The sequence below is a fragment of the Sphaerotilus montanus genome (assembly GCF_013410775.1).
Lineage (GTDB): Bacteria > Pseudomonadota > Gammaproteobacteria > Burkholderiales > Burkholderiaceae_C > Sphaerotilus > Sphaerotilus montanus.
On sequence record NZ_JACCFH010000001.1, the window covers coordinates 4,791,226 to 4,812,439 of the forward strand.

The 21,214-nt window shown below is 68.5% G+C and carries 20 protein-coding genes and 2 tRNA genes; 8 read left to right on the plus strand and 14 right to left on the minus strand.

What is annotated here, in order from left to right; all coding sequences use genetic code 11:
• Positions 1-8 precede the first annotated feature (8 nt).
• From BDD16_RS21895 to surE, 3 genes are read right to left on the minus strand one after another with little or no spacing between them, the layout of a single operon-like run.
• On the minus strand, positions 9-947 hold the full coding sequence (locus BDD16_RS21895; RefSeq protein ID WP_179635885.1) for a peptidoglycan DD-metalloendopeptidase family protein: 939 nt from the start codon (positions 945-947) through the stop codon (positions 9-11).
• 59 nt (positions 948-1,006) lie between these two features.
• Positions 1,007-1,858 (minus strand): protein-L-isoaspartate(D-aspartate) O-methyltransferase, encoded by an 852-nt coding sequence (locus BDD16_RS21900; RefSeq protein ID WP_179635886.1) that lies wholly within the window; start codon positions 1,856-1,858, stop codon positions 1,007-1,009.
• Positions 1,859-1,876: 18 nt separating this feature from the next.
• A complete protein-coding gene (surE, locus tag BDD16_RS21905) occupies positions 1,877-2,635 on the minus strand; it encodes a 5'/3'-nucleotidase SurE (protein WP_179635887.1) in 759 nt (252 codons plus the stop codon).
• Positions 2,636-2,787: 152 nt separating this feature from the next.
• Between surE and BDD16_RS21910 the strand changes: the two genes are divergently transcribed.
• Positions 2,788-3,429, plus strand: a complete 642-nt coding sequence (locus BDD16_RS21910) for a response regulator (RefSeq protein ID WP_179635888.1) — start codon at positions 2,788-2,790, stop codon at positions 3,427-3,429.
• Positions 3,430-3,513: 84 nt separating this feature from the next.
• On the opposite strand, the gene BDD16_RS21915 is transcribed toward BDD16_RS21910, so the two are convergent.
• The 6 genes from BDD16_RS21915 to uvrC all read right to left on the minus strand — a co-directional run bounded on the left by BDD16_RS21915 (position 3,514) and on the right by uvrC (position 8,795).
• Positions 3,514-3,589: transfer RNA gene (locus tag BDD16_RS21915), tRNA-His, on the minus strand.
• A gap of 80 nt (positions 3,590-3,669) precedes the next feature.
• Positions 3,670-5,607: a SurA N-terminal domain-containing protein gene (locus BDD16_RS21920; protein ID WP_179635889.1), complete on the minus strand. Its 1,938-nt coding sequence runs from the start codon at positions 5,605-5,607 to the stop codon at positions 3,670-3,672.
• A 121-nt stretch (positions 5,608-5,728) separates the two neighbouring features.
• Positions 5,729-5,804 (minus strand) — tRNA-Val (locus BDD16_RS21925).
• Between the two features lie 33 nt (positions 5,805-5,837).
• Positions 5,838-6,110 (minus strand): HU family DNA-binding protein, encoded by a 273-nt coding sequence (locus BDD16_RS21930; protein ID WP_179635890.1) that lies wholly within the window; start codon positions 6,108-6,110, stop codon positions 5,838-5,840.
• A gap of 63 nt (positions 6,111-6,173) precedes the next feature.
• Positions 6,174-6,740, minus strand: a complete 567-nt coding sequence (pgsA, locus tag BDD16_RS21935) for a CDP-diacylglycerol--glycerol-3-phosphate 3-phosphatidyltransferase (RefSeq protein WP_179635891.1) — start codon at positions 6,738-6,740, stop codon at positions 6,174-6,176.
• 57 nt (positions 6,741-6,797) lie between these two features.
• The gene (gene uvrC, locus BDD16_RS21940; RefSeq protein ID WP_179635892.1) at positions 6,798-8,795 is read right to left on the minus strand and encodes an excinuclease ABC subunit UvrC; all 1,998 of its coding nucleotides are present in this window, start codon (positions 8,793-8,795) and stop codon (positions 6,798-6,800) included.
• Between the two features lie 34 nt (positions 8,796-8,829).
• Between uvrC and earP the strand changes: the two genes are divergently transcribed.
• The 4 genes from earP (at position 8,830) to BDD16_RS21960 (ending at position 14,042) form a co-directional block, all read left to right on the plus strand.
• On the plus strand, positions 8,830-10,062 hold the full coding sequence (gene earP, locus BDD16_RS21945) for an elongation factor P maturation arginine rhamnosyltransferase EarP (RefSeq protein ID WP_179635893.1): 1,233 nt from the start codon (positions 8,830-8,832) through the stop codon (positions 10,060-10,062).
• A 98-nt stretch (positions 10,063-10,160) separates the two neighbouring features.
• Entirely contained in the window at positions 10,161-10,715 is a 555-nt protein-coding gene (gene efp, locus BDD16_RS21950; protein ID WP_179635894.1) for an elongation factor P, read from the plus strand.
• A gap of 146 nt (positions 10,716-10,861) precedes the next feature.
• Positions 10,862-12,898: an acyltransferase family protein gene (locus BDD16_RS21955; RefSeq protein WP_179635895.1), complete on the plus strand. Its 2,037-nt coding sequence runs from the start codon at positions 10,862-10,864 to the stop codon at positions 12,896-12,898.
• 154 nt (positions 12,899-13,052) lie between these two features.
• Positions 13,053-14,042, plus strand: a complete 990-nt coding sequence (locus tag BDD16_RS21960; protein ID WP_179635896.1) for a PQQ-dependent catabolism-associated beta-propeller protein — start codon at positions 13,053-13,055, stop codon at positions 14,040-14,042.
• Positions 14,043-14,064: 22 nt separating this feature from the next.
• Here the strand turns inward: BDD16_RS21960 and BDD16_RS21965 are convergent, their stop codons facing one another.
• Genes BDD16_RS21965 through BDD16_RS21975 form a run of 3 tightly spaced genes read right to left on the minus strand, consistent with a single transcriptional unit; the run spans position 14,065 to position 17,062 of the window.
• A complete protein-coding gene (locus BDD16_RS21965; protein WP_179635897.1) occupies positions 14,065-14,547 on the minus strand; it encodes a c-type cytochrome in 483 nt (160 codons plus the stop codon).
• A 5-nt stretch (positions 14,548-14,552) separates the two neighbouring features.
• Positions 14,553-15,149, minus strand: coding sequence for a pentapeptide repeat-containing protein (locus BDD16_RS21970; protein ID WP_179635898.1), 597 nt, complete (start codon positions 15,147-15,149; stop codon positions 14,553-14,555).
• Positions 15,150-15,175: 26 nt separating this feature from the next.
• Positions 15,176-17,062 carry a methanol/ethanol family PQQ-dependent dehydrogenase gene (locus BDD16_RS21975; protein WP_179635899.1) on the minus strand — a complete coding sequence of 629 codons (1,887 nt, stop codon included), beginning with the start codon at positions 17,060-17,062 and terminating at the stop codon, positions 15,176-15,178.
• 164 nt (positions 17,063-17,226) lie between these two features.
• Between BDD16_RS21975 and BDD16_RS21980 the strand changes: the two genes are divergently transcribed.
• The 3 genes from BDD16_RS21980 to BDD16_RS21990 are packed head-to-tail and all read left to right on the plus strand — an operon-like array spanning position 17,227 to position 19,970.
• Positions 17,227-17,862, plus strand: a complete 636-nt coding sequence (locus BDD16_RS21980) for a response regulator (RefSeq protein WP_179635900.1) — start codon at positions 17,227-17,229, stop codon at positions 17,860-17,862.
• 9 nt (positions 17,863-17,871) lie between these two features.
• Complete coding sequence (locus tag BDD16_RS21985; protein WP_179635901.1) at positions 17,872-19,332, plus strand: sensor histidine kinase; 1,461 nt, start codon at positions 17,872-17,874, stop codon at positions 19,330-19,332.
• Entirely contained in the window at positions 19,329-19,970 is a 642-nt protein-coding gene (locus BDD16_RS21990) for a response regulator transcription factor (protein WP_179635902.1), read from the plus strand. The genes BDD16_RS21985 and BDD16_RS21990 overlap by 4 nt, the downstream gene beginning before the upstream one ends.
• 68 nt (positions 19,971-20,038) lie before the next feature.
• On the opposite strand, the gene BDD16_RS21995 is transcribed toward BDD16_RS21990, so the two are convergent.
• Both BDD16_RS21995 and BDD16_RS22000 read right to left on the minus strand, forming a co-directional pair.
• A complete protein-coding gene (locus tag BDD16_RS21995) occupies positions 20,039-20,746 on the minus strand; it encodes an energy transducer TonB (protein ID WP_179635903.1) in 708 nt (235 codons plus the stop codon).
• Positions 20,743-21,180 (minus strand): ExbD/TolR family protein, encoded by a 438-nt coding sequence (locus BDD16_RS22000; protein WP_218897906.1) that lies wholly within the window; start codon positions 21,178-21,180, stop codon positions 20,743-20,745. Before BDD16_RS22000 ends, BDD16_RS21995 begins: the two co-directional genes overlap by 4 nt.
• Positions 21,181-21,214: the final 34 nt, after the last annotated feature.

Consider the following 21,214-nt stretch of genomic DNA (forward strand, 5'->3'; position numbering starts at 1 on the left):
GGAGCGTCTCAGCGGGCCGGCAGCACCTTGGTCGGATCGATCGGCTTGCCACGGCGGCGCACCTCGAAATGCAGCTTCACGCGGTCGGTGTCGCTCGATCCCATGTCGGCGATCTTCTGACCACGGCGCACGACCTGGTCCTCGCGCACCAGCAGCGCCTGGTTGTGGGCGTAGGCGGTCAGCAGCGTCTCGTTGTGCTTGATGATGACCAGATTGCCGTAGCCGCGCAGGCCGGAGCCGGCGTAGACCACCCGCCCGTCGGCAGCGGCATAGACCGGGTCGCCCAGCTTGCCGCCGATGGCCAAGCCCTTGCTGCGCGTGTCCTCGAACGAGGACACCACCGCGCCTTGCGCCGGCCACATCCAGTTGACGTTGTCATCCCCCTCGCGGACCGGCGCCGCAGCGGGTGCCGGCGCTGGCGTGGCAGAAGACGCGGCCACCGGTGCCGACGCGGGCGCCGTGCCAGCGGCTGAAGCGGCGGCGGTTGCCGCGGCAGCCACCGCCGACGTGGTCGGCGAGACAGGCGGCAGCGGTGCGGGCTTGGCGTCGATCGGGCGGGTCTCGATGCGCGGCATCACCACGGGGCGGGTCGCGACCTGCGTCGGATCCTGGCCAGGCGGCACCACACGCAGCACCTGCCCGACTTCGATCAGGTCCGGGTTGTCGAGCTGGTTCCAGCGCTGGATGTCGCGCCAGTTCTGGCCGGACTCCAGACCGACACGGATCAGCGTGTCGCCAGGCTTGACCGTGTAGTAGCCGGGTTTGCCAGCGTTCTCGGCGCCGGGCAGCACGCGCTCGGTCTCCGTGGTCACCGGGCGGTTGCTGCCTCCGCGGTGGTCCACCGGCGCCGGAGGACGCAGATGGGATGCACAGCCGACCAGCGTGAGCGCCAGCACGGAACCGAGAAGCAGCCTGAGGCCGGATGCCTTGATGGGAGGAGTCGTCATGGAGTGTCGTGGAGGGCCCGCAGCCTCAAAGAGTGTCGGACGGGGCGGTGAGCGTCACCTCAGGAGTGTCCGAAATCGCTAGTACCGGATTCTAAAGGGACGAACCGCACCGCCTCGTGGATGCGTTGCACGATGCTGCCGTCGCCGAGCTTGTCGACCACCATCAGCACCTGGGATCGGAGCGCCGGATCGTGCACCGGTGCGACCAGCCGTCCGCCGCGCGCCAGCTGGTCCAGCCAGGCGGCGGGCAGGTCGTGACCGCCGGCCGCCGCGATGATACCGTCATAGGGAGCCGCCGGGCCGTGGCCGAGCCGGCCGTCGCCATAGACGAGCTCGATCCCCGGCAACTGCAGCGGCGCCAGCTGGCGCAGGGCACGGTCATGCAGGCCGCGCAGGCGCTCGATCGTCACGACACGGCCCGCCACGTGGGCCAGCACCGCAGCCTGGTAGCCGCACCCCGTGCCGATCTCCAGCACCCGCGCCAGATCGGCACCGCCCGGCCGGTGGCGCAGCAGCTCGATCATGCGCGCCACCACCGAGGGCTTGGAGATGGTCTGCCCGAGCCCGATGGGCAGGCTGGTGTCCTCGTAGGCCTGCGCCACCAGCGCACTGTCCACGAACAGATGGCGGGGCACCACGTTCATGGCCGCCAGCACCCGCTCGTCCTGGCAGCCGGCCTGGCGCAGGCGCAGCACCATGTTCTGGCGGAACGCCTGCAGGTCGCTCTGCGGGACCGGGGCCGCGCGCTGCCGGTTGGCTTCGCGCAGGGCATCGGACAGGGGGCGCTGCGGACGCAGTGTCTGTGCGTCGGCGGTCGTCATCGTGCGCTCGCCGGGCGCGCTGGCGGGCAGTCCGATGCGGTCCAGGCTGAGCGGCCACCGCCGGGGTTTGCGCGCAGCCGGATCGGACATGGCGACGCGCGGCCTGCTTCAGCCACCGGCAGCGGGCGCGACCCAGCGCGCCCACTGCGGCGAGGCCGCATGGTCGGTCAGGTCGATCTGCAGCGGAGTGATCGAGATCCGGCCGTTCGCCGTGGCATGGAAATCGGTGCCCTCCCCCGCTTCGCGCACATCCCCCTGTGCACCGATCCAGTAGATCGGGTCGCCGCGCGGGCTGAACTGGCGCACGACCGGCTCGCTGGCGTGGCGCCGGCCGAGCCGGGTGACCTGCATGGGCAGCGTCGCGGCATCGACCCGGTTGGGAATGTTCACGTTCAGCAACCAGGGCGACGATGCCGGCGGGCGCTGGATCACGTCGGCCAGCAGGCGGCGCACGACCGCGACCGCCGCATCCAGGTGCGCCCAGCCATGGTCCACCAGCGAAAACGCGATGGCGGGCACGCCGAACAGATACCCTTCGGTGGCCGCCGCCACGGTGCCGGAATAGAGCGTGTCATCGCCCAGATTCGCACCGTTGTTGATGCCCGAAACGATCAGATCGGGACGGTGACCGAGCAGGCCGGTGAGGGCCACGTGGACGCAGTCGGACGGCGTGCCGTTGACGACCTGTACCCCGTTGGACGCCTTCCACGCCGACAGCGGCCGGTGCAGCGACAGCGCGTTGGAGGTTCCGCTGGCGTTCTGCTCGGGGGCGACGATGTCGACCTCGGCAAATTCGCGACACACCTGCGCCAGGGCCAGCAGGCCCGGGGCGAGGTACCCATCATCATTGGCTACGAGAATGCGCATGCGGCCGATTGTAGGCAGTGCACCCTTCACCCGCATGTCGGCCGACCACCTTCTTTCGCGGCGTGCAGCCCTGCACCCGAGGGGCAGGACCGGGCGGCACAGCCCTGATAATCAGGCCCCGAGCTTTCCTGCCCAAGTCGAGGATTCCATTCATGTCCATCCGCGTGCTGATCGTTGAAGACAACGCCGTCGCCCGCAGTTTCCTGACCCGTGTGGTCCGGGAAAGTTTCAGCGACGAGATCCGCTTCAGCGAGGCCTCCGACCTGGACTCGGCACGCCAGTGGCTCGGCATCGGCCCCGGAGAGCAGGCCCACGCACCGGCCGACGGCTTCCGCCTCATCCTGTGCGACCTGGAGCAACCGGACAAGGCCGGACTGGAATTGCTGGCGCAACTGGCGGACTACCCCGCCATCAAGATCGCCACCACGCTGCACTCCGACGACGAGCACCTGTTTCCCGCCCTGCTCTGCGGCGCGAACGGCTATCTGCTCAAGGAGGATCGCTTCGAGGTGCTGGTCGAGGAACTGCAGCGCATCGTGCGTGGCCAGCCGCCCCTGTCGCCCGCCATGGCGCGGCGCATGCTCGGACAGTTCCGGCCGCACGACAGCCTGAGCACGCAGGAAAACGAAGTCCTGACCTATCTGAGCAAGGGGTTCACCATCAAGGAAATCGCGCGACTGATGGGCATCAAGTGGCAGGCGGTCAATGACCACGTCCGCATGGTCTACCGCAAGCTCGCCCTGGCCAGTTCACCCGAAGAAGGGCTGCAGGTCGGCCGCCAGACCGACGTCTGAACCACCGGGCCGGATCGGCCAGTCAGAGTCAGAACAAGAAAAAAGCCGGACTGTTGCCAGTCCGGCTTTTTTGTCTGCGTTGGGTGGGGTGGCTAATGGGACTCGAACCCACGACAACCAGAATCACAATCTGGGACTCTACCAACTGAGCTATAGCCACCGCAGAGAGATAAATTATAGGCCGAAACCTCTTCGAAATGCCAGCATTTCGGCGAATTTATTTTTACTGGCCCGCCACCATCACTTGGCGGGGACGGCGGACGCCGCCGGCTCCTCGGCCGAGGAGCGCTTGGCGCTGTCCAGGACCACCGCCTTGTAGCGCTTGCGCAGCGCGGCGTAGTAGGCCTCGCTCTCGGCCTGCGACCACAGCTGGGTGTACTGCTCGCGCGCCTTGTCGAGCGAGCCGGTGTCGGCCAGGTCGGCCGGCAGCACCTTCTCGATCACGGCCACGGCATAGCCCTCGTCCCCGAGGTCGACACCCACCCAGGCCGGCAGCGCGTCGGCCTTGGCCTTGAGCACGGCCTCGACCACCGCACGCGGCAGGTCCTGCGTCTTGACCCGCGACAGCGTGACCGCCGCCGGGAGCGTGCCCGCCGCAGCGGGCTGCGTCTTCCACTGCGCCAGCCTGGCGGCCCCTTCGTCACGCGCGGCCTTGGCCGCCTTGGCCTGCAGCACGGCCGCCTTGACCTGCTCGCGCACCTCGGCGAGCGCCTGCTTGCGCGCTGGCAGGTGTTCGGTGATGCGCAGCGACATCAGCTGGTTCGGGCCGATCTCGACCGCCAGCGCTTTGCGCTTGTTGCGCAGGTTGTCCGTCAGGAAGGCCGCTTCGACCACCTTCGGATTGGCCAGCACGCTGCCCGCCTCGGACTTGAAGGCGCGCGTGAAGCGCTCGGCGCGCTGCACCGTCAGCTTGAGCTTGTCGGCCACCGGCTGCAGGGTGTCTTCCTGCTCGACGAGGTTCGAGAACTGCTCGGCGACTTCCGCGTAGCGCTTCTGCGCCAGCGACTTGCGCACCTCGGCCTCGATCTCGGACTTCACCGACTCGAAGCTGCGCTTGTCCCCGCCACGCAGGTCTTCGAGCTGGAGGATGTGGAATCCGAAATCGCTCTCCACCACGCCGCTGATCTCGCCCTTCTTCAGCGCGAACGCCACGTCCTCGAAGGCCTTGACCATCGCGCCACGGCCGAACCAGTCCAGATCGCCGCCCTGCTTGGCGGAGCCCGGATCTTCGGAACTGGCACGCGCGATGTCGGCGAAGCCGGCCGGGTTCTTGCGCACGTCGGCCAGCAGGGCCTCGGCGCGGGCCTTCGCCTTGGCCTTCGCGTCGGCGGAGGCGCCCGCTTCGGCCTTGATCAGGATGTGGCGGGCGCGGCGCTCCTGCGGCTGTTCGTAGCGGGTGGCGTTCTCGGTGTAGTACTTGCGCAGGTCGTCTTCCGGCACGCTGATGCCGCGGGCCACCGTCGGCAGGTCGAGCACCAGGTACTCGAAGCTGACCGACTCCGGTGACAGCAGGCGGGCGGCGTGCGCCGGGTCGTCGTGATAGGCCTGCAGATCGGCGTCGCTGGCCTGCACCTTGGCCAGGTAGTCCTTGGCCGCGAAGGTCTGCACGCGCACGTCGCGGCGCTGGTAGAACGCGTCCACGGCCGCGCGGGCCACGGCATTCGGCGCCAGCGCCGTGCCAGCCACGCCCGCCAGAACCTGGTTGAGCGCCATGTCCTGGCTCAGGCGAGCGGCGAACTGCTGCGAGTTCATGCCCTGCGCGGCCAGCAGTTCCTTGCGGACCGTGCCGTCGGCATTGCGGAAGTTCGCGAACTGCGGATCGGTCTCGAACAGGCGCTTCAGGCGCTCGTCGGTCGGCACCAGGTGCAGGTCCCGCGAAGCGGCAAACAGCACACGCTGGCGGATCAGGTCGTCCAGCACGCGCTGGCGCACCTCGGGCGTGTCCAGCAGCTTGACGTCGACGTTGGGCATCTGCGTGCGCAGGCGCTCGATCTGGTTGCGGTGGGCCTGGTCCCACTCGCCACGGGTGATGGCCTGGCCATCCACCTTGGCGACCTCGTCCTTGCCTTCGGAGAACTTGTCATACCCCTGGATGCCGAACACCACGAAGGACGGCACGATCAGCAGCAGGAGCAGGAACTGCAGGACGCGGGTATGGCGACGGAAAAAATCGAACATCTGAGCTTCCTAGGGAGCACTGCAAGCAGCAGCGCCAGACACGACAAAGGCGAACCGGGGTTCGCCTTTGAAGAGAAATGACCGCAACGCATCACGGCGGACCACATGACAGAAACCCGTGTGGTGGGTGCTGAGGGGCTCGAACCCCCGACCTACGCCTTGTAAGGGCGCCGCTCTACCAGCTGAGCTAAGCACCCGGGTACTGTCCGTCCGGCGAGTCCGCAACTGTATCAGCTCAGCGCGTCGAGCAACACCTTGCCCGGCCGAAACCGGGGAATGCGCGCCGCGCGGATGTGGACCGGCGCCCCGGTGCGCGGGTTGCGGCCCTCGCGGGCGGCGCGGCTGGACACCACGAAGGTGCCGAATCCGACCAGCGCCACCGGCTCGCCCTTTTTCAGCGACTGCGACACGCCGGCGATCATGGCGTCGACCGCACGGGCCGCCGCCGCCTTGGAGATGTCGGCCTGCAGCGCGATGTGCGCGATGAGTTCGGTCTTGTTCACGCGAAACCCCTGATGCCTGTTTGGAAGGATGCGGATTCTAGAAGAGGCGCCCCGCACCGAGTTTCAGCGCGCCTTGGCACGGATCTCGGGCAGCGCTTTCTGGAGGTAGTACACCATCGACCAGATGGTCAGCACCGCGGCGATCACGATCAGCACCGTGCCGCACAGCCGCGTCGACACCACGCCGAACAGGCGGCCGTCATAGAGCAGGAAGGGAATCGCCACCATCTGCGCCGTCGTCTTGAGCTTGCCGATCATGTGGACCGCCACGCTGCGCGAGGCACCGATCTGCGCCATCCACTCGCGCAGCGCCGAGATCGCGATTTCGCGGCCGATGATGACCAGCGCCACCAGGGCGCTCACCCGGTCGAGCTGCAGCAGGATGAGCAGCGCCGCGCACACCAGGAACTTGTCCGCCACCGGATCGAGGAAGGCGCCGAAGGACGAGGTCTGGTTCAGCCTGCGCGCCAGCCAGCCGTCGAGCCAGTCGGTCAGCGCCACCACGACGAAGAGCACGGTCGCCATCAGATTGCGCGTCGGCATGTCGACCGGCAACTCGTAGATGCCCACGATGAGCGGAATGGCGACGATGCGCGCCCAGGTGAGCAGCGTGGGAAGGGTCCAGAACATGCACGCATTGTGCATGGTGTAACGATTCGCCGCGTTTTCAGCCTCTGGACGCGCCCCTCAACGCAGGGCCCGGTAGATCTCTTCCGCCAGTTCCGGCGAGATGCCCTCGACCCCGGCCAGATCCTCCACCGACGCCGCCGCCACGCCGCGCACGCCGCCAAAGCGCTGCAGCAGCCGCGCCCGCTTCTTCGGCCCGACGCCGGCGATGTCCTCTAGCCGGCTGCCGCCGGTGCGCACCGAGGCGCGCTTGGCCCGCATGCCGGTGATGGCGAAGCGGTGCGCTTCGTCGCGGATCTGCGCCACCAGCATCAGCGCGGCCGAGTCGTGACCGAGGTACACCTTCTCCCGCCCATCGGCGAAGACCAGCTCCTCCAGCCCCACCTTGCGGCCCTCGCCCTTTTCCACGCCGACCAGCAGCGAGAGGTTCAGCCCCAATGTCGTGAACACCTCGCGCGCCACGCTGATCTGACCGCGTCCGCCATCGACCAGCACGAGGTCCGGCAAGCGCCCCGTGCCCTGCTGCACCGCGTCGACCAGCTTGGCGTAGCGGCGCGTGAGCACCTGGCGCATCGCGGCGTAGTCGTCGCCGCCGGTGATGCCGGTGATGTTGTAGCGGCGGTACTGGCCGGGCTGCATCTTGTGGCCCTCGAAGACCACGCACGAGGCCTGCGTCGCCTCGCCCGCCGTGTGGCTGATGTCGAAGCACTCGATGCGCAGGCCCTCCAGCCCCGCATCCATGCCCTCGGGCGCCAGATCGAGCGCCTCGACCAGCGCCCGGGTGCGCGCCTGCTGCGAGCCTTCCTCGGACAGCAGCCGCGCCAGCGCCAGCTCGGCGCCCTTGACCGCCATGTCAAGCCAGGCGCGGCGGTTCTCGCGCGGCTGGTGCTGCGCGCTGACCTTGTGGCCTTGCGGGTCGGTGAGCATCGCGACCAGGCCGCGGTCCACTGGATGGCTGGTCACGAGGACTGGCGGGCAGGCGGCGCCCAGGTAGTGCTGCGCGATGAAAGCTTCGAGCACGCGGGCCTCGACCGGACGCGCCGTCTCGGGGGCATCGCCGGCCTCTGCAGCCTCTGCTGCGGACTCCGGCGCCTCGTCGCCGACGTCCACGGCGACCGCGTCCTCGACATGCGCCGGAAAGTACGCCCGGTCCCCCAGGTGCCGCCCGCCGCGCACCATCGCCAGGTTCACGCAGGCCCGCCCGCCCTGCACCTTCACGGCCAGGATGTCGGTGTCGCGGTCTTCCTGCGTGAACACGGACTGCTGCTGCAGCACCTTGGACAGCGTGGCGATCTGGTCGCGCAGCTCGGCGGCTTTTTCGTAGTCGAAGGCCTCGGCGCAGGCCATCATCTGCGCCTGCAGGCCGTCGAGCACCTCCTGCGTCTGCCCGCTCAGGAAGCGCACCGCGTTGCGCACGTCCGCGGCGTAGTCCTCGCGGCTGATCAGGTCGACGCACGGCGCCGAGCAGCGGTGGATCTGGTGCAGCAGGCAGGGCCGGGTGCGGTTGTGGAAGACCGTGTCCTCGCAAGTGCGCAGCAGGAAGACCTTCTGCATCAGCTGGATGCCCTCCTTCACCGCCCAGGCGCTCGGGTAGGGGCCGAAATAGCGATGGCGTCGGTCCACGGCGCCGCGGAAATAGACGACGCGAGGGAACTCGTGGGTGACGAACTTCAGGTAGGGATAGCTCTTGTCGTCGCGGAACAGGATGTTGAACCGCGGGTTCAGCGACTTGATGAGGTTGTTTTCGAGCAGCAGCGCCTCGGCCTCGGAGCGCACCACCGTCGTCTCCATCCGCACGATCTTGCTGACCATGTGGCCGATGCGGGTGCCGCCGTGGTCCTTCTGGAAATAGCTGCTGACGCGCCGCTTCAGGTGCTTGGCCTTGCCGACGTACAGCAGGCCGCCCTCGGCGTCGAAGTAGCGGTAGACGCCGGGCAGCGCGGGCAGCGCCGCCACCTCCGTCAGCAGACGCTCGCGGGCGGCGGCGGCTGGCGTTTCGAGTGCGGGCTCGGGGATCAGGAGGGCTTCGGCCTCGTCGGGGGTCAGGCGGCGCGTCATGGTCGGCGATTGTGCCGCCGCGGATAATTCCGCGATGACCGCCCACACCTCCGCTGACCACACACCCGCCTTTTCGCCCGTCCTGACGGTCCCGCCGGCGCTGCGGCGCTGGGACGTGTTCTGCCGCGTCATCGACAACCACGGCGATCTGGGCGTCTGCTGGCGCCTGGCGCGCGACCTCGCCGGACGTGGCGCCCAGGTGCGGCTCTGGGTGGACGACGCCAGCGCGCTGGCCTGGATGGCGCCGGATGGCGCACCGGGCGTGCAGGTGCTGCCGTGGCGCGACCCGCTGGCGGACGAAGCGCCGGCTGATGTCGTCATCGAGGCCTTCGGCTGCGACCCGCCCGCCACCTACGTCACCCGCATGGTCGCCGCCGCCGAGACCGGCCCGGCGCCGCTGTGGATCAACCTCGAATACCTCAGCGCCGAGCCGCATGTCGAGGGCCTGCACGGGCTGGCCTCGCCGCAGTGGAGCGGGCCGGGCCGCGGCCTGACCAAGTGGTTCTTCTTCCCCGGCTTCACGCCCGCCACCGGCGGCCTGCTGCGCGAGCCCGGCCTGCTCGCCCGCCGCCACGCCCACCACCCCGCCACCACCTTGACGCGCCTGGGCATCCACCTCGGCGCCGACGACCACCCCGACCACGCCCTGATGCTGCTGTTCGGCTACACGCAGCCGCTGCTGCCGGCCTGGCTCGACCTGCTGGCCGACACCCCCCATGGCCGTGGCGACCGGCGCGTGCGCACCACGCTGCTGGTCACGCCCGGCTTCAGCGCACAGCAGGTGCGCGCGTGGCTGCACCAGCGTGGCGCGACCGGCCCCGGCCCGGTGGTGGGCGCGCTGCGGCTGCATTTCCTGCCACACGTCACGCAGGTCGAGTTCGACCGCCTGCTCTGGGCCAGCGACCTCAACCTCGTGCGGGGCGAAGACAGCCTGGTGCGCGCACTCTGGGCGGGCCGGCCGCTGCTGTGGCAGCTCTATCCGCAGGAGGATGGCGTGCACGCCGACAAGCTCGCCGCCTTCCTGGACGTCGCACTCGACCACACGCCGCCCGCGCTGGCCGCGCCGCTGCGCGCGATGGCCCGGCTGTGGAACGGGGGGGGCGATCCGGCCGACCTGCCGCGGGTGTGGTCGGCGCTGTGGCCTGCGCTGCAGGTGCCCTGGCGCACGGACGCGGCGGCACGCCAGCAGCGCTGGGCCGGCCAGCCAGACCTCGTCAGCAGCCTGCTCACCTGGGTCGCCCGCCAGCGCACGGACGGGCTGGGCTAGAATCGAGGGCTTTGCGGTGTGGCGGCTTGCTCACCGCCCTCTCAAGACAGACACCGAGTCCTCCCGCCGGGATCTCGGTCTCCAACGGAAACTCACCCATGAAGATCGCCCAGGAAATCCGCGCCGGCAACGTGATCATGCAAGGCACCGCCCCGATGGTCGTGCTGCGCACCGAATACAGCCGCGGCGGCCGCAACAGCGCCACCGTGCGCATGAAGCTCAAGAGCCTGCTGAACAACTCCGGCACCGAAGTTGTCTTCAAGGCCGACGACAAGATGGACCAGGTCATCCTCGACAAGAAGGACTGCACCTACTCCTACTTCGCCGACCCGCTCTACGTGTTCATGGACGGCGACTACAACCAGTACGAAGTCGAAGCCGAGAACATGGGCGACGCCCTGAGCTACCTCGAAGACGCGATGCCCGTCGAAGTGGTGTTCTACGACGGCAAGGCCATCTCGGTCGAACTGCCGACCTCGCTGGTCCGCGAAGTCACCTGGACCGAGCCGGCCGTCAAGGGCGACACCTCGGGCAAGGTCCTGAAGCCCGCCAAGATCTCCACCGACTTCGAGATCCAGGTGCCGGCCTTCGTCGCCCAGGGCGACAAGATCGAAATCGACACCCGCACGCACGAGTACCGCAAGCGCGTCTGATCGACGCCCGCGCACCTTGCAGACGAAGCGGCCCTCCGGGGCCGCTTTTTTGTTTTCAGCAGACACCCCGCCTCTTCGCGCCATCCTGCGCGCTGTAATCCTGCCGTACGACCATCGCCGCAGACTGCCTGTCTCCTGCCCAGCCCATGCGTCCCACCCCACCGACCCACCGCCCCGACCTCGACGGCCTGCGCGCCATCGCGGTGCTGCTCGTCGTGGCGCACCACGCCGTGCCCGGCTGGCTGCCCGGGGGCTATCTCGGCGTCGATCTCTTCTTTGTCCTCTCCGGCTACCTGATCAGCCAGATCGTCTGGCGCTCGCTGGACGAGGGCAACTTCCGCCTGTCCGCGTTCTACAGGCGGCGTGTGCAGCGCATCTTCCCGGCGCTGCTGCTGGTGATCGCCGCCACGCTGGCCCTGGGCGCATGGCTGCTCTGGCCGGGCGAGTACCGGGCGCTCGGGGAGCAGGCTGCGGCCGCCTCGGTCTTCCTGCTGAACCTCGACCTCGCCCGCGCGACCGGCTACTTCGACACCGCCGCGCAGCTCAAGCCGCTGCTCCACCTCTGGTCGCTGGGCATCGAGGAGCAGTTCTACCTCGTCTGGCCGCTGCTGCTGCTGGGGCTGCACCGCCTGCGCATGCGCGTGCTGCCGGTGGTGGCGGGGCTGGCGCTCGTGTCGCTGGCCGTGATGCTGCTCTCGGCCCGGCTGGAGGCAGCCGCCACCTTCTTCCTGCCGCAGGCACGGGCGTGGGAGCTGCTGGCCGGGGCCTGGGCCGCCGCGATGCCGCAGCACTACCGCCGCGGCGGCGCCGTGCAGGCGGCGCTCGGTCTGGCGTTCCTCGCGGCCAGCGCCGCGTGGATCGGTCCGCAGCAGGCCACCAGCGTGCTGGTGCTGGTTCCGGTGCTCGGCACCATGGCGCTGCTGCTGGCGGCCCCCGACAACCCGGTCAGCCGGCGTCTGCTGGCCAATCCGCCGATGGTCGGTCTCGGCCTGATCAGCTACCCGCTCTACCTCTGGCACTGGCCGCTGCTGTCGCTGGCCACCGTGGCTGCGTCCGGCCCGCCCGCCCCTGCGATGCGCGGCGCGCTCGTGCTGGCGAGCCTGCTGCTGGCCACGCTCACCTGGACGCTGCTGGAGCGGCGCATCCGACCGGCCCGGTCCGTGGCGGTGCCGTGGATCCTCGTCGGCCTGATGGGCACGACGGGGCTGTGCGGCCTGCTGATCGTGCGGCAGGACGGACTGCCGGCCCGCACCGCAGCGCTCAATCCGCTGATCGCGCAGTTCGACTGGGACGTGCCGCGCTGGACCTGGTCGGCCAGCGCCGCACTCTGCCAGAGCCGGACCCCGACGGTGCGCGGCATCCAGACCTACTGCAACCAGAACCTGCCCACCCCGCCCGAGGTCGCCCTGCTCGGCGACAGCCACGCGCTGGCGCTCTATCCCGGCCTGTCGGCGCGCTTCGCCGCGGCCGGGCAGTCGCTGCTGCTGCTCGGGGCCTCGGCCTGTGCGCCCTTCCTGGGCCTGGACATCCGCTGGGCGGTCGACACCAAGGCGTGCTCGGCGGTGATGGACGGCGCGCTGGACCTCGTGATGCGTTCGCCCTCCATCCACACGGTGCTCCTCGCCCACCGCGGTCCGTTCTACATCGAGGGGCTGCCGACCGCCTTCGAGCTGGCCCGCGAACCGCAGACCCGCATCAGGCTGGTGCGCGGCCAGGGCCTGCCAGCCACCGACAACCTCGACGCCTACCGGCAGTCGATGGGCGCCACGCTCACCGCCCTGCAGCGCGCCGGCAAGCGGGTGATCCTCGTGATCGACAGCCCGGAGATCGCCATGGAACCGCGGGCCTGCGTGCGCCAGCAGCCGGCACCGGCAGGCTGTGGCCTGCCGGTCAGCGCCTACCGGGACCGCGCATGGCGTTACCTCCAGGTCACCGCCGAGGTGCTGCGCCAGTTCCCGGCCACCGAGGTCTGGGACCTGCCCCGGCTGCTCTGCGACGACCGGCTCTGCCATGCCCGGCGTGGCGACGACGTGCTCTACCGCGACGCCGACCACCTTTCGGTGCGCGGCTCGCAGTGGGTGGCCGCGCGGTTCGATCCGCGACCTGCACCCCACTGGACACCGGCCAGCACCCATCCGACCCCGGAAAGTCCAGGCCAGACCTCGACATCCTCCCCGCCCTGACGGAAGGCGGGGATTCCTCCGAACGCTGCGCCAGGACGTGACACGCCACACGGGTCTTCCCTGTGTCGGGAATTTTTCCCTGTCCGTACAGCCATCGGCTGCCTACCGTTGCGCCATGCGCACTTTCATCTCCCCCTCCGCCCCCTCCTCTCCCATGGCCCACCAGACCCGTCGTTCGTTTCCGATCCTTCCCCTGTTCGCCGCGTTGTTGTCGGTGAACATGGCGTTGCCCTCGCAGGCGCAGACCGCGTACGTGTCGAGCGAGAAGGACCACACGCTGACGGTGATCGACCTGAAGACGCAGGCGGTCACCGGGACGGTGGCGACCTGCAAGCGCCCGCGCCACGTGCAGGTCACGCCGGACGGCAAGAAGCTGCTGGTGGCGTGCGCCGAATCGAACGCCGCCGACGTGATCGACCTGGCCACGCGCAAGTCGGTCGGCCGGCTGGCGATCGGCGAAGACCCCGAGGCGTTCGACCTCTCGCCCGACGGCAAGACGCTCTACATCTCGCAGGAAGACGACGCCGCTTTAGGCTTCTTCGACATCGCCAGCGGCAAGTTCACCCGCACGGTCGAGGTCGGCAAGGAGCCCGAGGGCGTGAAAGCCTCGCCCGACGGCAAGCTGGTCTGGGTCACCTCGGAGGTGGCGAACATGGTCCACGTCGTCGATGCGGCCACCGGCAAGGTGATCAAGAACATCAAGGTCGGCAAGCGTCCGCGCCGGCTGGCCCTGACGCCGGACGGCAGCCAGCTCTGGGTGACCAACGAGATGTCGGCCAGCGTCAGCGTGATCTCGACGAAGGACTGGTCGGTGACGGACACGATCAGGTTCGAGGTGAAGGGCGCGCGGGCCACGGACATCACGCCGGTGGGCATCACGATGACGAAGGATGGCAAGCAGGCGTTCGTGGCGCTGGGCCGGGCGAACCACGTGGCGTTCGTGGAGGTGGCGACCCGCAAGACGACGGCGCTGGCGCTGGTGGGCAAGCGGGCGTGGAACGTGACGCTGGACAAGGCGGAGAAGCAGTTGCTGGTGGTCAACGGGCTGTCGGATGACGTGACGCTGGTGGACGTGGCGAGTGCCAAGTCGATCAAGAGCCTGCCGGTGGGGCGCGTGCCTTACGGGGCGGTGATCGTGGAGTAAGACCACTCACCCCCTGGCTCGTTCAACGTGCGCTGCCGGACGCTGCAACCGGTGATTCGGCAGCATGCCGTGCGTCAACCGACGTGGTCCGCTTCGGCGGATCAAGCGGTCTGGTTTCGACAAACGTCCGGATTGACCAGATTTGCTGCGGTGTCAACACGTCCTTCCACGCAGGCATGTGAACGACCCCGGCACGCACCTTGCCCTCGTGGACCGAACGAAGGTAGTAGCGGTCCACATCGGCCGTGCAGTCGTTCTTCAGCACCGGATCGCGCAGGCGACGACAGAAACTGTCCAGACGGCGCAGGTCAGGTGCTTCTGCCATGGGCTGGCTGGCATCGACACCGTGGCATTGGGCGCAGTGCTGGCTGTAAGCCTGGCGACCGGCTTCATGCACGGTGGCTTGCCCACGGTATGGGTTGAAGTCCTGTGCCTGTGCCACGGCGCCAAGCCCGGCGGTCAGGGCCACCAACCCTGCTCGCCGGAAATTCATGAATCGAGGCATGTGCATCACCAGTCTTTCGGGCAGCCGTTGCAGCCCTGCGTGTTGGCGTCCGGAAAGATCGTGTAGCGCAGCACCGCACCTTCGAGGTCGGCGTTCAGCAGGTTGCTGCCGACGAACTTGGTTTCCTGCAGGTTGGCGCCCGTCAGCTTCGCCCCGATGAACCAGACCAGGTTCATGCGGGCAGCCTCCAGGCTGGCAGCGGTCAGATCGGCCCCTGACAGATTGGCCCTGAACATGCGGGCCATCTCCAGATTCGCACCGCCCAGCCGGGCGTTGCGAAACGAGGCCCCTGGCGCGTTGAGCGCATAGCCCTGGATGGCCGTGAGATCGGCATCATCCAGCAGCGCACCGGCCATGTTGGCGCTGCGCAGATTGGCACGCGAAAGCCGGGCACCGCTGAAATTCACGCCGCGCAAGTCCTTGCCGACCAGGTTGGCGTGGCGCAGGTCCGTGCCCGGGCAATGGGCGTAGGGCCACAGGCGGCAGCCGTTGATGACCGTGACCTCGGGTTCGGGCACCGGCGTCGAAGCGGACTGTGCGGCCACAGGGGCTGGCCCGCACAACCCGGCGGCCAGCGCCAGCCCCCCGAGGACACCGGTCATTCCTTGCAGGAATGCCGGTGTAGCCATCACTTGCCCGCCACCTTGGAGGCAGACTTCGGCAGCTTGAAGACCCAGTAGCTGCCGCCCTGCGTGACCTGCTTGGTCAGGTCGGCCATGTCACCACCCCACAGCGGCACGGCGCCACCATAGCCCGACGACAGGCCGATGTACTGCTCGCCATCCTGTTCCCAGGTGATCGGCACCGACACCACGCCCGAGCCGGTCTGGAACTTCCACAGCTCCTTGCCATTCTTCGCGTCGAAGATCTTGATGAAGCCGTCTGACGTGCCCGTGACCAGCAGGCCGCCGGCGGTGGTCATCGTGCCGGCCCACAGCGGGAACTTCTCCTTCTGTTCCCAGGCGATCTTGCCGGTCTTCGGATCGATCGCGCGCAGCACGCCGACGTGGTCGTCGAACAGCCGCTTGATGCGGAAGCCCTGGCCGAGGTAGGCGGAGCCGGCCTTGTAGGTCAGGTTCTCGGTCCAGTAGTCCATCGCCCAGTGGTTGCCCGGGATGTAGAACAGGCCGGTGTCAGGGCTGTAGGACATCGGCATCCAGTTCGTGCCACCCAGGAACGGCGGCGAGACGAACACCGACTTGCCCTTGTCGCCACCCGCCTCCGGCAGGGGCGGACGGTTGCCGGTCTCGATCGGGCGGCCGGTCTTCAGATCGAAGCCCTTGGCCCAGGTGATCCCGTCCACGAACGGCCATGCATTGATCAGCGAGGTCGGCTTGTTCGGGTAGCCCGCACCGGTGGCCAGCTTGGTCCGGTCGGTCACGAAGAAGAAGCCGTTGCGGTCGGCGTGTGCGCTGGCCTTGACCAGCTTGCCGTCCTTGTCCTTGTACTCGAACAGCACCACCGAGTTGTTGCCCGAGAAGTCCCAGGCATCGTTCGGGGTGTGCTGGAAGAAGCCCTTGAGTTCGCCGGTCGTGGCGTCCACATAGGCCTGGCCCGAGGTGAACAGGCTGTCCCAGTTCTGCGGGTCGTCGCCTTCCTTGGTGCGCTTCCAGGTGTTCCACGGTGCGGGGTTGCCGGCACCGATGACGATGGTGTTGGTTTCCGGGTCGAAGGCGGCCGACTGCCACGGTGCACCGCCACCGTGGTTCCAGGCGTCAACCAGCTTGCCTTCCTTGTCACGCGGCCAGCTCGGGGCCTTGGCGTCGCCGGTGGGCGTGCTGTCCTTGCCTTCGTTGCGCCCGATGTGGCCTTCGACCAGCGGGCGGGCCCAGACCTCGGCGCCCGTCTCCGGGTCGCGGGCGTACAGGTAACCGACCACGCCGAACTCGTCACCGGACGAGCCGTGGATCAGCAGCACGCGGCCGTTCTTTTCCTTCACGATCGTCGGCGCGCCGGTCATCGTGTAGCCGACCTTGTGATCGCCGAACTTCTCGTTCCAGACCACCTTGCCGGTGGCACGGTCGAGCGCGACCATGCGGGCATCCAGGGTTCCGAAATACACCTTGTCGCCGTAGATGGCCGGACCACGGTTGACCACGTCGCAGCAGGGACGGATGTCGTCGGGCAGGCGGTGCTCGTAGGACCAGAGCTGCTTGCCGGTCTTGGCGTCCAGCGCATGGAAGCGCGAGTACGAGCTGGTCACGTAGATCACGCCGTCATGCACCAGCGCCTGCGCCTCCTGGCCGCGCTGCTTCTCGCCACCGAAGGAGAAGCTCCACACGGGAACCAGCTGGTCGACGTTGCCGGTGTTGACTTGGCGCAGCGGGCTGTGGCGCTGGGTCTTCAGGCCCAGGCCATAGTTCAGCACGTCCTGACCGGTCTTGTGGTCGTTGGCGATGTCATCCCAAGTGACATTCTTGACGGCCATGGCGTTGGTAGCGCCGAATGCGAGGGTGGTGGCAACGGCCAGTGCAACGGCGTGCCGAACGGGAACGTGGGGCTGTTTCAGGAACATGGACTGTCTCCTCGTTGTAGGTGCAGCCAGTCTAGAAATCAGCTTCGTCGCTGTATCGGGAGTTGCTCCCGCACAAGACGGGAAGCGTTCCCGGCTCGCTTCATGCATTCAGGAACGGGTTTTGCTTTGTTTTGGTACACAACCAACAACGCGGAGACAAACGCATGATCCGGATACTGCTGCTGGACGACCACGCGGTGGTACGGGCGGGCTATCGCCAGCTCATCGACGCCGAAGCCGACATGCAGGTGGCCGCCGAAGCCAGCACCTCGGCCCAGGCGTGTGAACTCATCCGCCAGCAGGAGATTGATGTCGCCGTGGTGGATCTGAGCCTGAAAGGGGACAGTGGTCTGGAGGCCATCCGCCGACTGCGCGAGCGCCAACCCGATCTGAAGGTGCTGATCTTCACGATGCACGCCCAGGAAAGCTACGCGCTGCAGGCGTTGCGGGCCGGCGCGCTGGGCTACCTCACCAAGGACAGCGACCCGGAAGACATGCTGGATGCGTTGCGCCAGGTCGCCCGCGGACGGCGTGTTTTTTCCGGCGAGATCGCGCAGGCCTTGCTCAGCGACGTGGCACGCGCCGGCCAAGGCGACCTGCTGGACCGACTCACCCCTCGCGAGTTCGACGTGCTGCGCCTGGTCACCTCTGGCGAAACCATTGGCGAGATCGCCCAGGCCCTGCACATCAGCGAAAAGACCGTGTTCAACACCATGTCGCTGGTGCGTCAGAAGCTGGATGTTCGCAGTGATTTCAAGCTGCTGCGTCTCGCGGTGGAACAAGGGTTGGTACAGCTCTGAGGGTTTGCCATGAAGAGGAAAACCCCGCTGGATCTGCCACGTCTGGTGATGCGGCGGGCCATCCTGGTCGGGCTGCTGACCGTGGTGCTGGCGCTGCTGGTCGGTCTGTACCGGGCACAGGACGCGATCGACGACGAGGTGGAAGCCGCCATGACGCTGGCAGCGATCGTGGCGCGCCTGGGGACGCTCTCGACCGTGGATGACGCCAACGCCATCGAGTCGCTGCGGTCGCTCCAGGCCGACGGCCGGCTGCGCCACCTCGAACTGGAACTCCACACGGCCGATGCACGGCTGCTGTTGAGCCCACCCCCTGACCCTGCGGCCTCGGCACTGCTTGACGGCCTCGCGCAATGGCACCGGCGCCTGCTGTCCTCACCCGACAAGCGCAGCGTGTCCTGGCCTGTCGCGCGGCCGTCCGGCCCACCATGGACCGCCACGCTGCACGCCTCGTCCGAAGGCGAGCGCCGTGAAGCCATCGCGGACCTGGCGGGCATCTTCGTGGTCCTGCTCGGGGGCATTGCCGGGCTGCTGCTGGTGATGCGCTGGAACATGCGGCGGGCATTCATCCCCCTGGCGGAGCTGCTGGACGCGATCGGTGGCATCGAGCGGCAGGCGCTGGACCCCGTGCGGCGCTTGCCGACCATGCCGATCCGCGAACTGGAGTCGATCGCCATGGCCTTGCGCCACCTCGCCGAGGGACTGGAGCAGGCAGAAACGCGGCGCCGGCTGCTGAGCCAGAAAGTGCTCACCCTTCAGGAAGACGAGCGGGCACGGCTGGCGCGCGAACTGCACGACGAGTTCGGTCAGCGACTGACGGCCCTGCGTTTCGATGCTGCCTGGCTGGCCCGTCAGGTGGCCGACCGGCCAGAGTTGCTCTCGGTGGTCCAGGGCATGTCGGCCCGCTGCGGTGAAGTGCAGCGGGACATCCGGCAACTGCTGGTGCAACTGCGGCCGTTCGGCCCGGCCGGCGAGGGCCGCGATCCCGGCACCTTGCCACTGGAACGGCTGGTGTCGATGCTCGAAGCCCTGGTCCGGAGCTGGCAAGACACCCGCACCGGCACCACCTGCACGCTGACTCTGGACACAGCGTCCGCCAAGAGCGAAAGTGCGACCGAAATGGAGCTGCCACGCGATCTGGCCTTGGCCGTGTACCGGATCAGCCAGGAGGCGCTGACCAACGCAGCCCGCCACGCGCAGGCACGACATGTCGAACTGTCCATGCGGCTGGTCATGTCCCCCGGGGACCGCGCCCGCGGCTGGCTGCATTGGTCGGTGAGCGATGACGGTGTCGGTCTGGGCCAGCCCACCGCCGCCCTCCAGCGCGGCAATGGGCTGGGTGGCATGCAGGAGCGGGTCTGGGCCCAGTCCGGCCAGTGGCGGATACTGCCCGGCACCACGGATCGCCCGGGCCTGACCCTGCAAGCCTGCCTGCCTGTGAATCAACCCCACGACGCCCCCTGCCCACCATGACCCCCCTTCACCCACTGCGGCTGGCCATTGCCGACGACCATGCGATCGTCCGGATGGGTTACCGGCGCCTGCTGGAAGACGAGCCCGGCCTGCGCGTGGTGGCCGAATACAGCGATGCCGACAGCGCCTGGGCGGATCTGTCCCGACGACCTGATGGCGACATCGACCTGCTGATCCTTGATCTGTCGATGCCTGGCCGCAGCGGGCTGGAGTTGCTGCTGCAACTGCGCACCGAACGCCCGGCGCTGAAAGTGCTCATCTCCACGATGCACGACACCGAGGCCTTGCGGGCGCAGTGCCTGCGGGCAGGTGCGGTCGGGCTGGTCGGCAAGAGCAGCGACCCGGACTGCCTGCTCGACGCCGTGCGGCGGGTCGCGCGCAGCCATCTCCCGGGGGAGACCGCCGTCCCGGTGTCGCAGCGGCGGGCCGACCTGCCCGGCCACCACACGCTGACGCTGCGCGAACACGACGCGCTGATGGGCCTGCTGCGCGGCTGGACGCTCGACCAGATCGCCGCCGAGATGGGCGTGTCGGACAAGACCGTGTCCAACTACCAGACCCTGATCCGGCAGAAGCTCGGCGTGAACACCGCCGTCGAGCTGATGCGCTACGGGCAGGCGCACGGGCTGATTCCCTGAGGAACCCATGCGCTGGTTTCCTGTGGCGTCAGAGGGCCGGGGCGCCTCTTCACAACCCGCACGACCGCTCAGTCCTCCCGGACGCTGACCTCGAACGTCACCTGCACCTCGTCCGACCCGCTGGCCTGGCACTTGAAGCGCCGGGCCGCCTGCGTGACGAGGCGGTGGTATTCCTTCGGACCGGACAGCGGCGTGACCTCGACGATCTGGCTGCCGCGCACCAGCATGCGCACGCGCACGACGCCCGTGATGCCGTAGCGGTCGTAGGCACCGTCCATCGTGCTGCGGACGATGTCGGCATAACCCGGACAGGCCAGCCCGACTTCGATCCGGGACGGGGGAGCGGGCGGCGCCGGGGGAGCGGGAGGGGCCGGCGGCGCGGGCGGTGGAGGCGGCCTGATCTCGACCTGCTTCGGCGGCGGCTCGGCCTGCACCGCCTGGATCGCGGGCGCGGGTGGTGTCGGCGCCGGGGTCACCTCGGGCGGGGGCACATAGGCCTTGGGCGCGGGGGCCGGCGGGGGCGGCGGAGCATCCCGCAGCTTCACGACCTTCGGTGGCTCGGGGGGCGGCGGTGGAGGGGGTGGCGGAGGCGGAGGTCTGACCTCGTCGATGATCGCCACCTCGACCGGCTGGCGCACGACGTCCAGCGCCTTGCGCGCCAGCCCCGACACCAGCGCCCAGCCGACCAGCACATGCAGCCCGACCACGACCCCTGCACCCACCCAGCGCGGCGTGCCCGTCTTCGTGTCGAACTCTGGCAGGCTGCCCGGCCTCACTGGAACTGCTCCCCGCCGACCACGCCGAGCTTGCGCAAGCCGAGTTTCTGCGCGGACACCATCACCGATGCAAACGTGTCGTAGCGCGACCGGGCATCCGGGCGGATGTGGATCTCGGGCGGCTCGGCCTGGGCCGCCGCGGCCTTCAGCTTGTCTTCGAGCGCCGCCCGGTCCGGCAGCGCCACACCTTGCCAATACACGACGTTGGCCGGATCGATGTCGATCTTCACCACCTCGGGCGGCACGGCGTTGACCGGCGGTTTCCCGGTCGGCAGGTTCAGGTCGGTCGAGTGCAGCTGGATCGGAATCGTGATGATCAGCATCACCAGCAGCACCAGCATCACGTCGATCAGCGGCGTGGTGTTGATCTCCATGATGGGCTCGGGATCGCTCCCGGGGGTGAGCCCGTCGCCGGGGCCGAGGTTCATCGCCATGGTGGTCTTCTGCCTGCTCTCGACTGGATCTCGA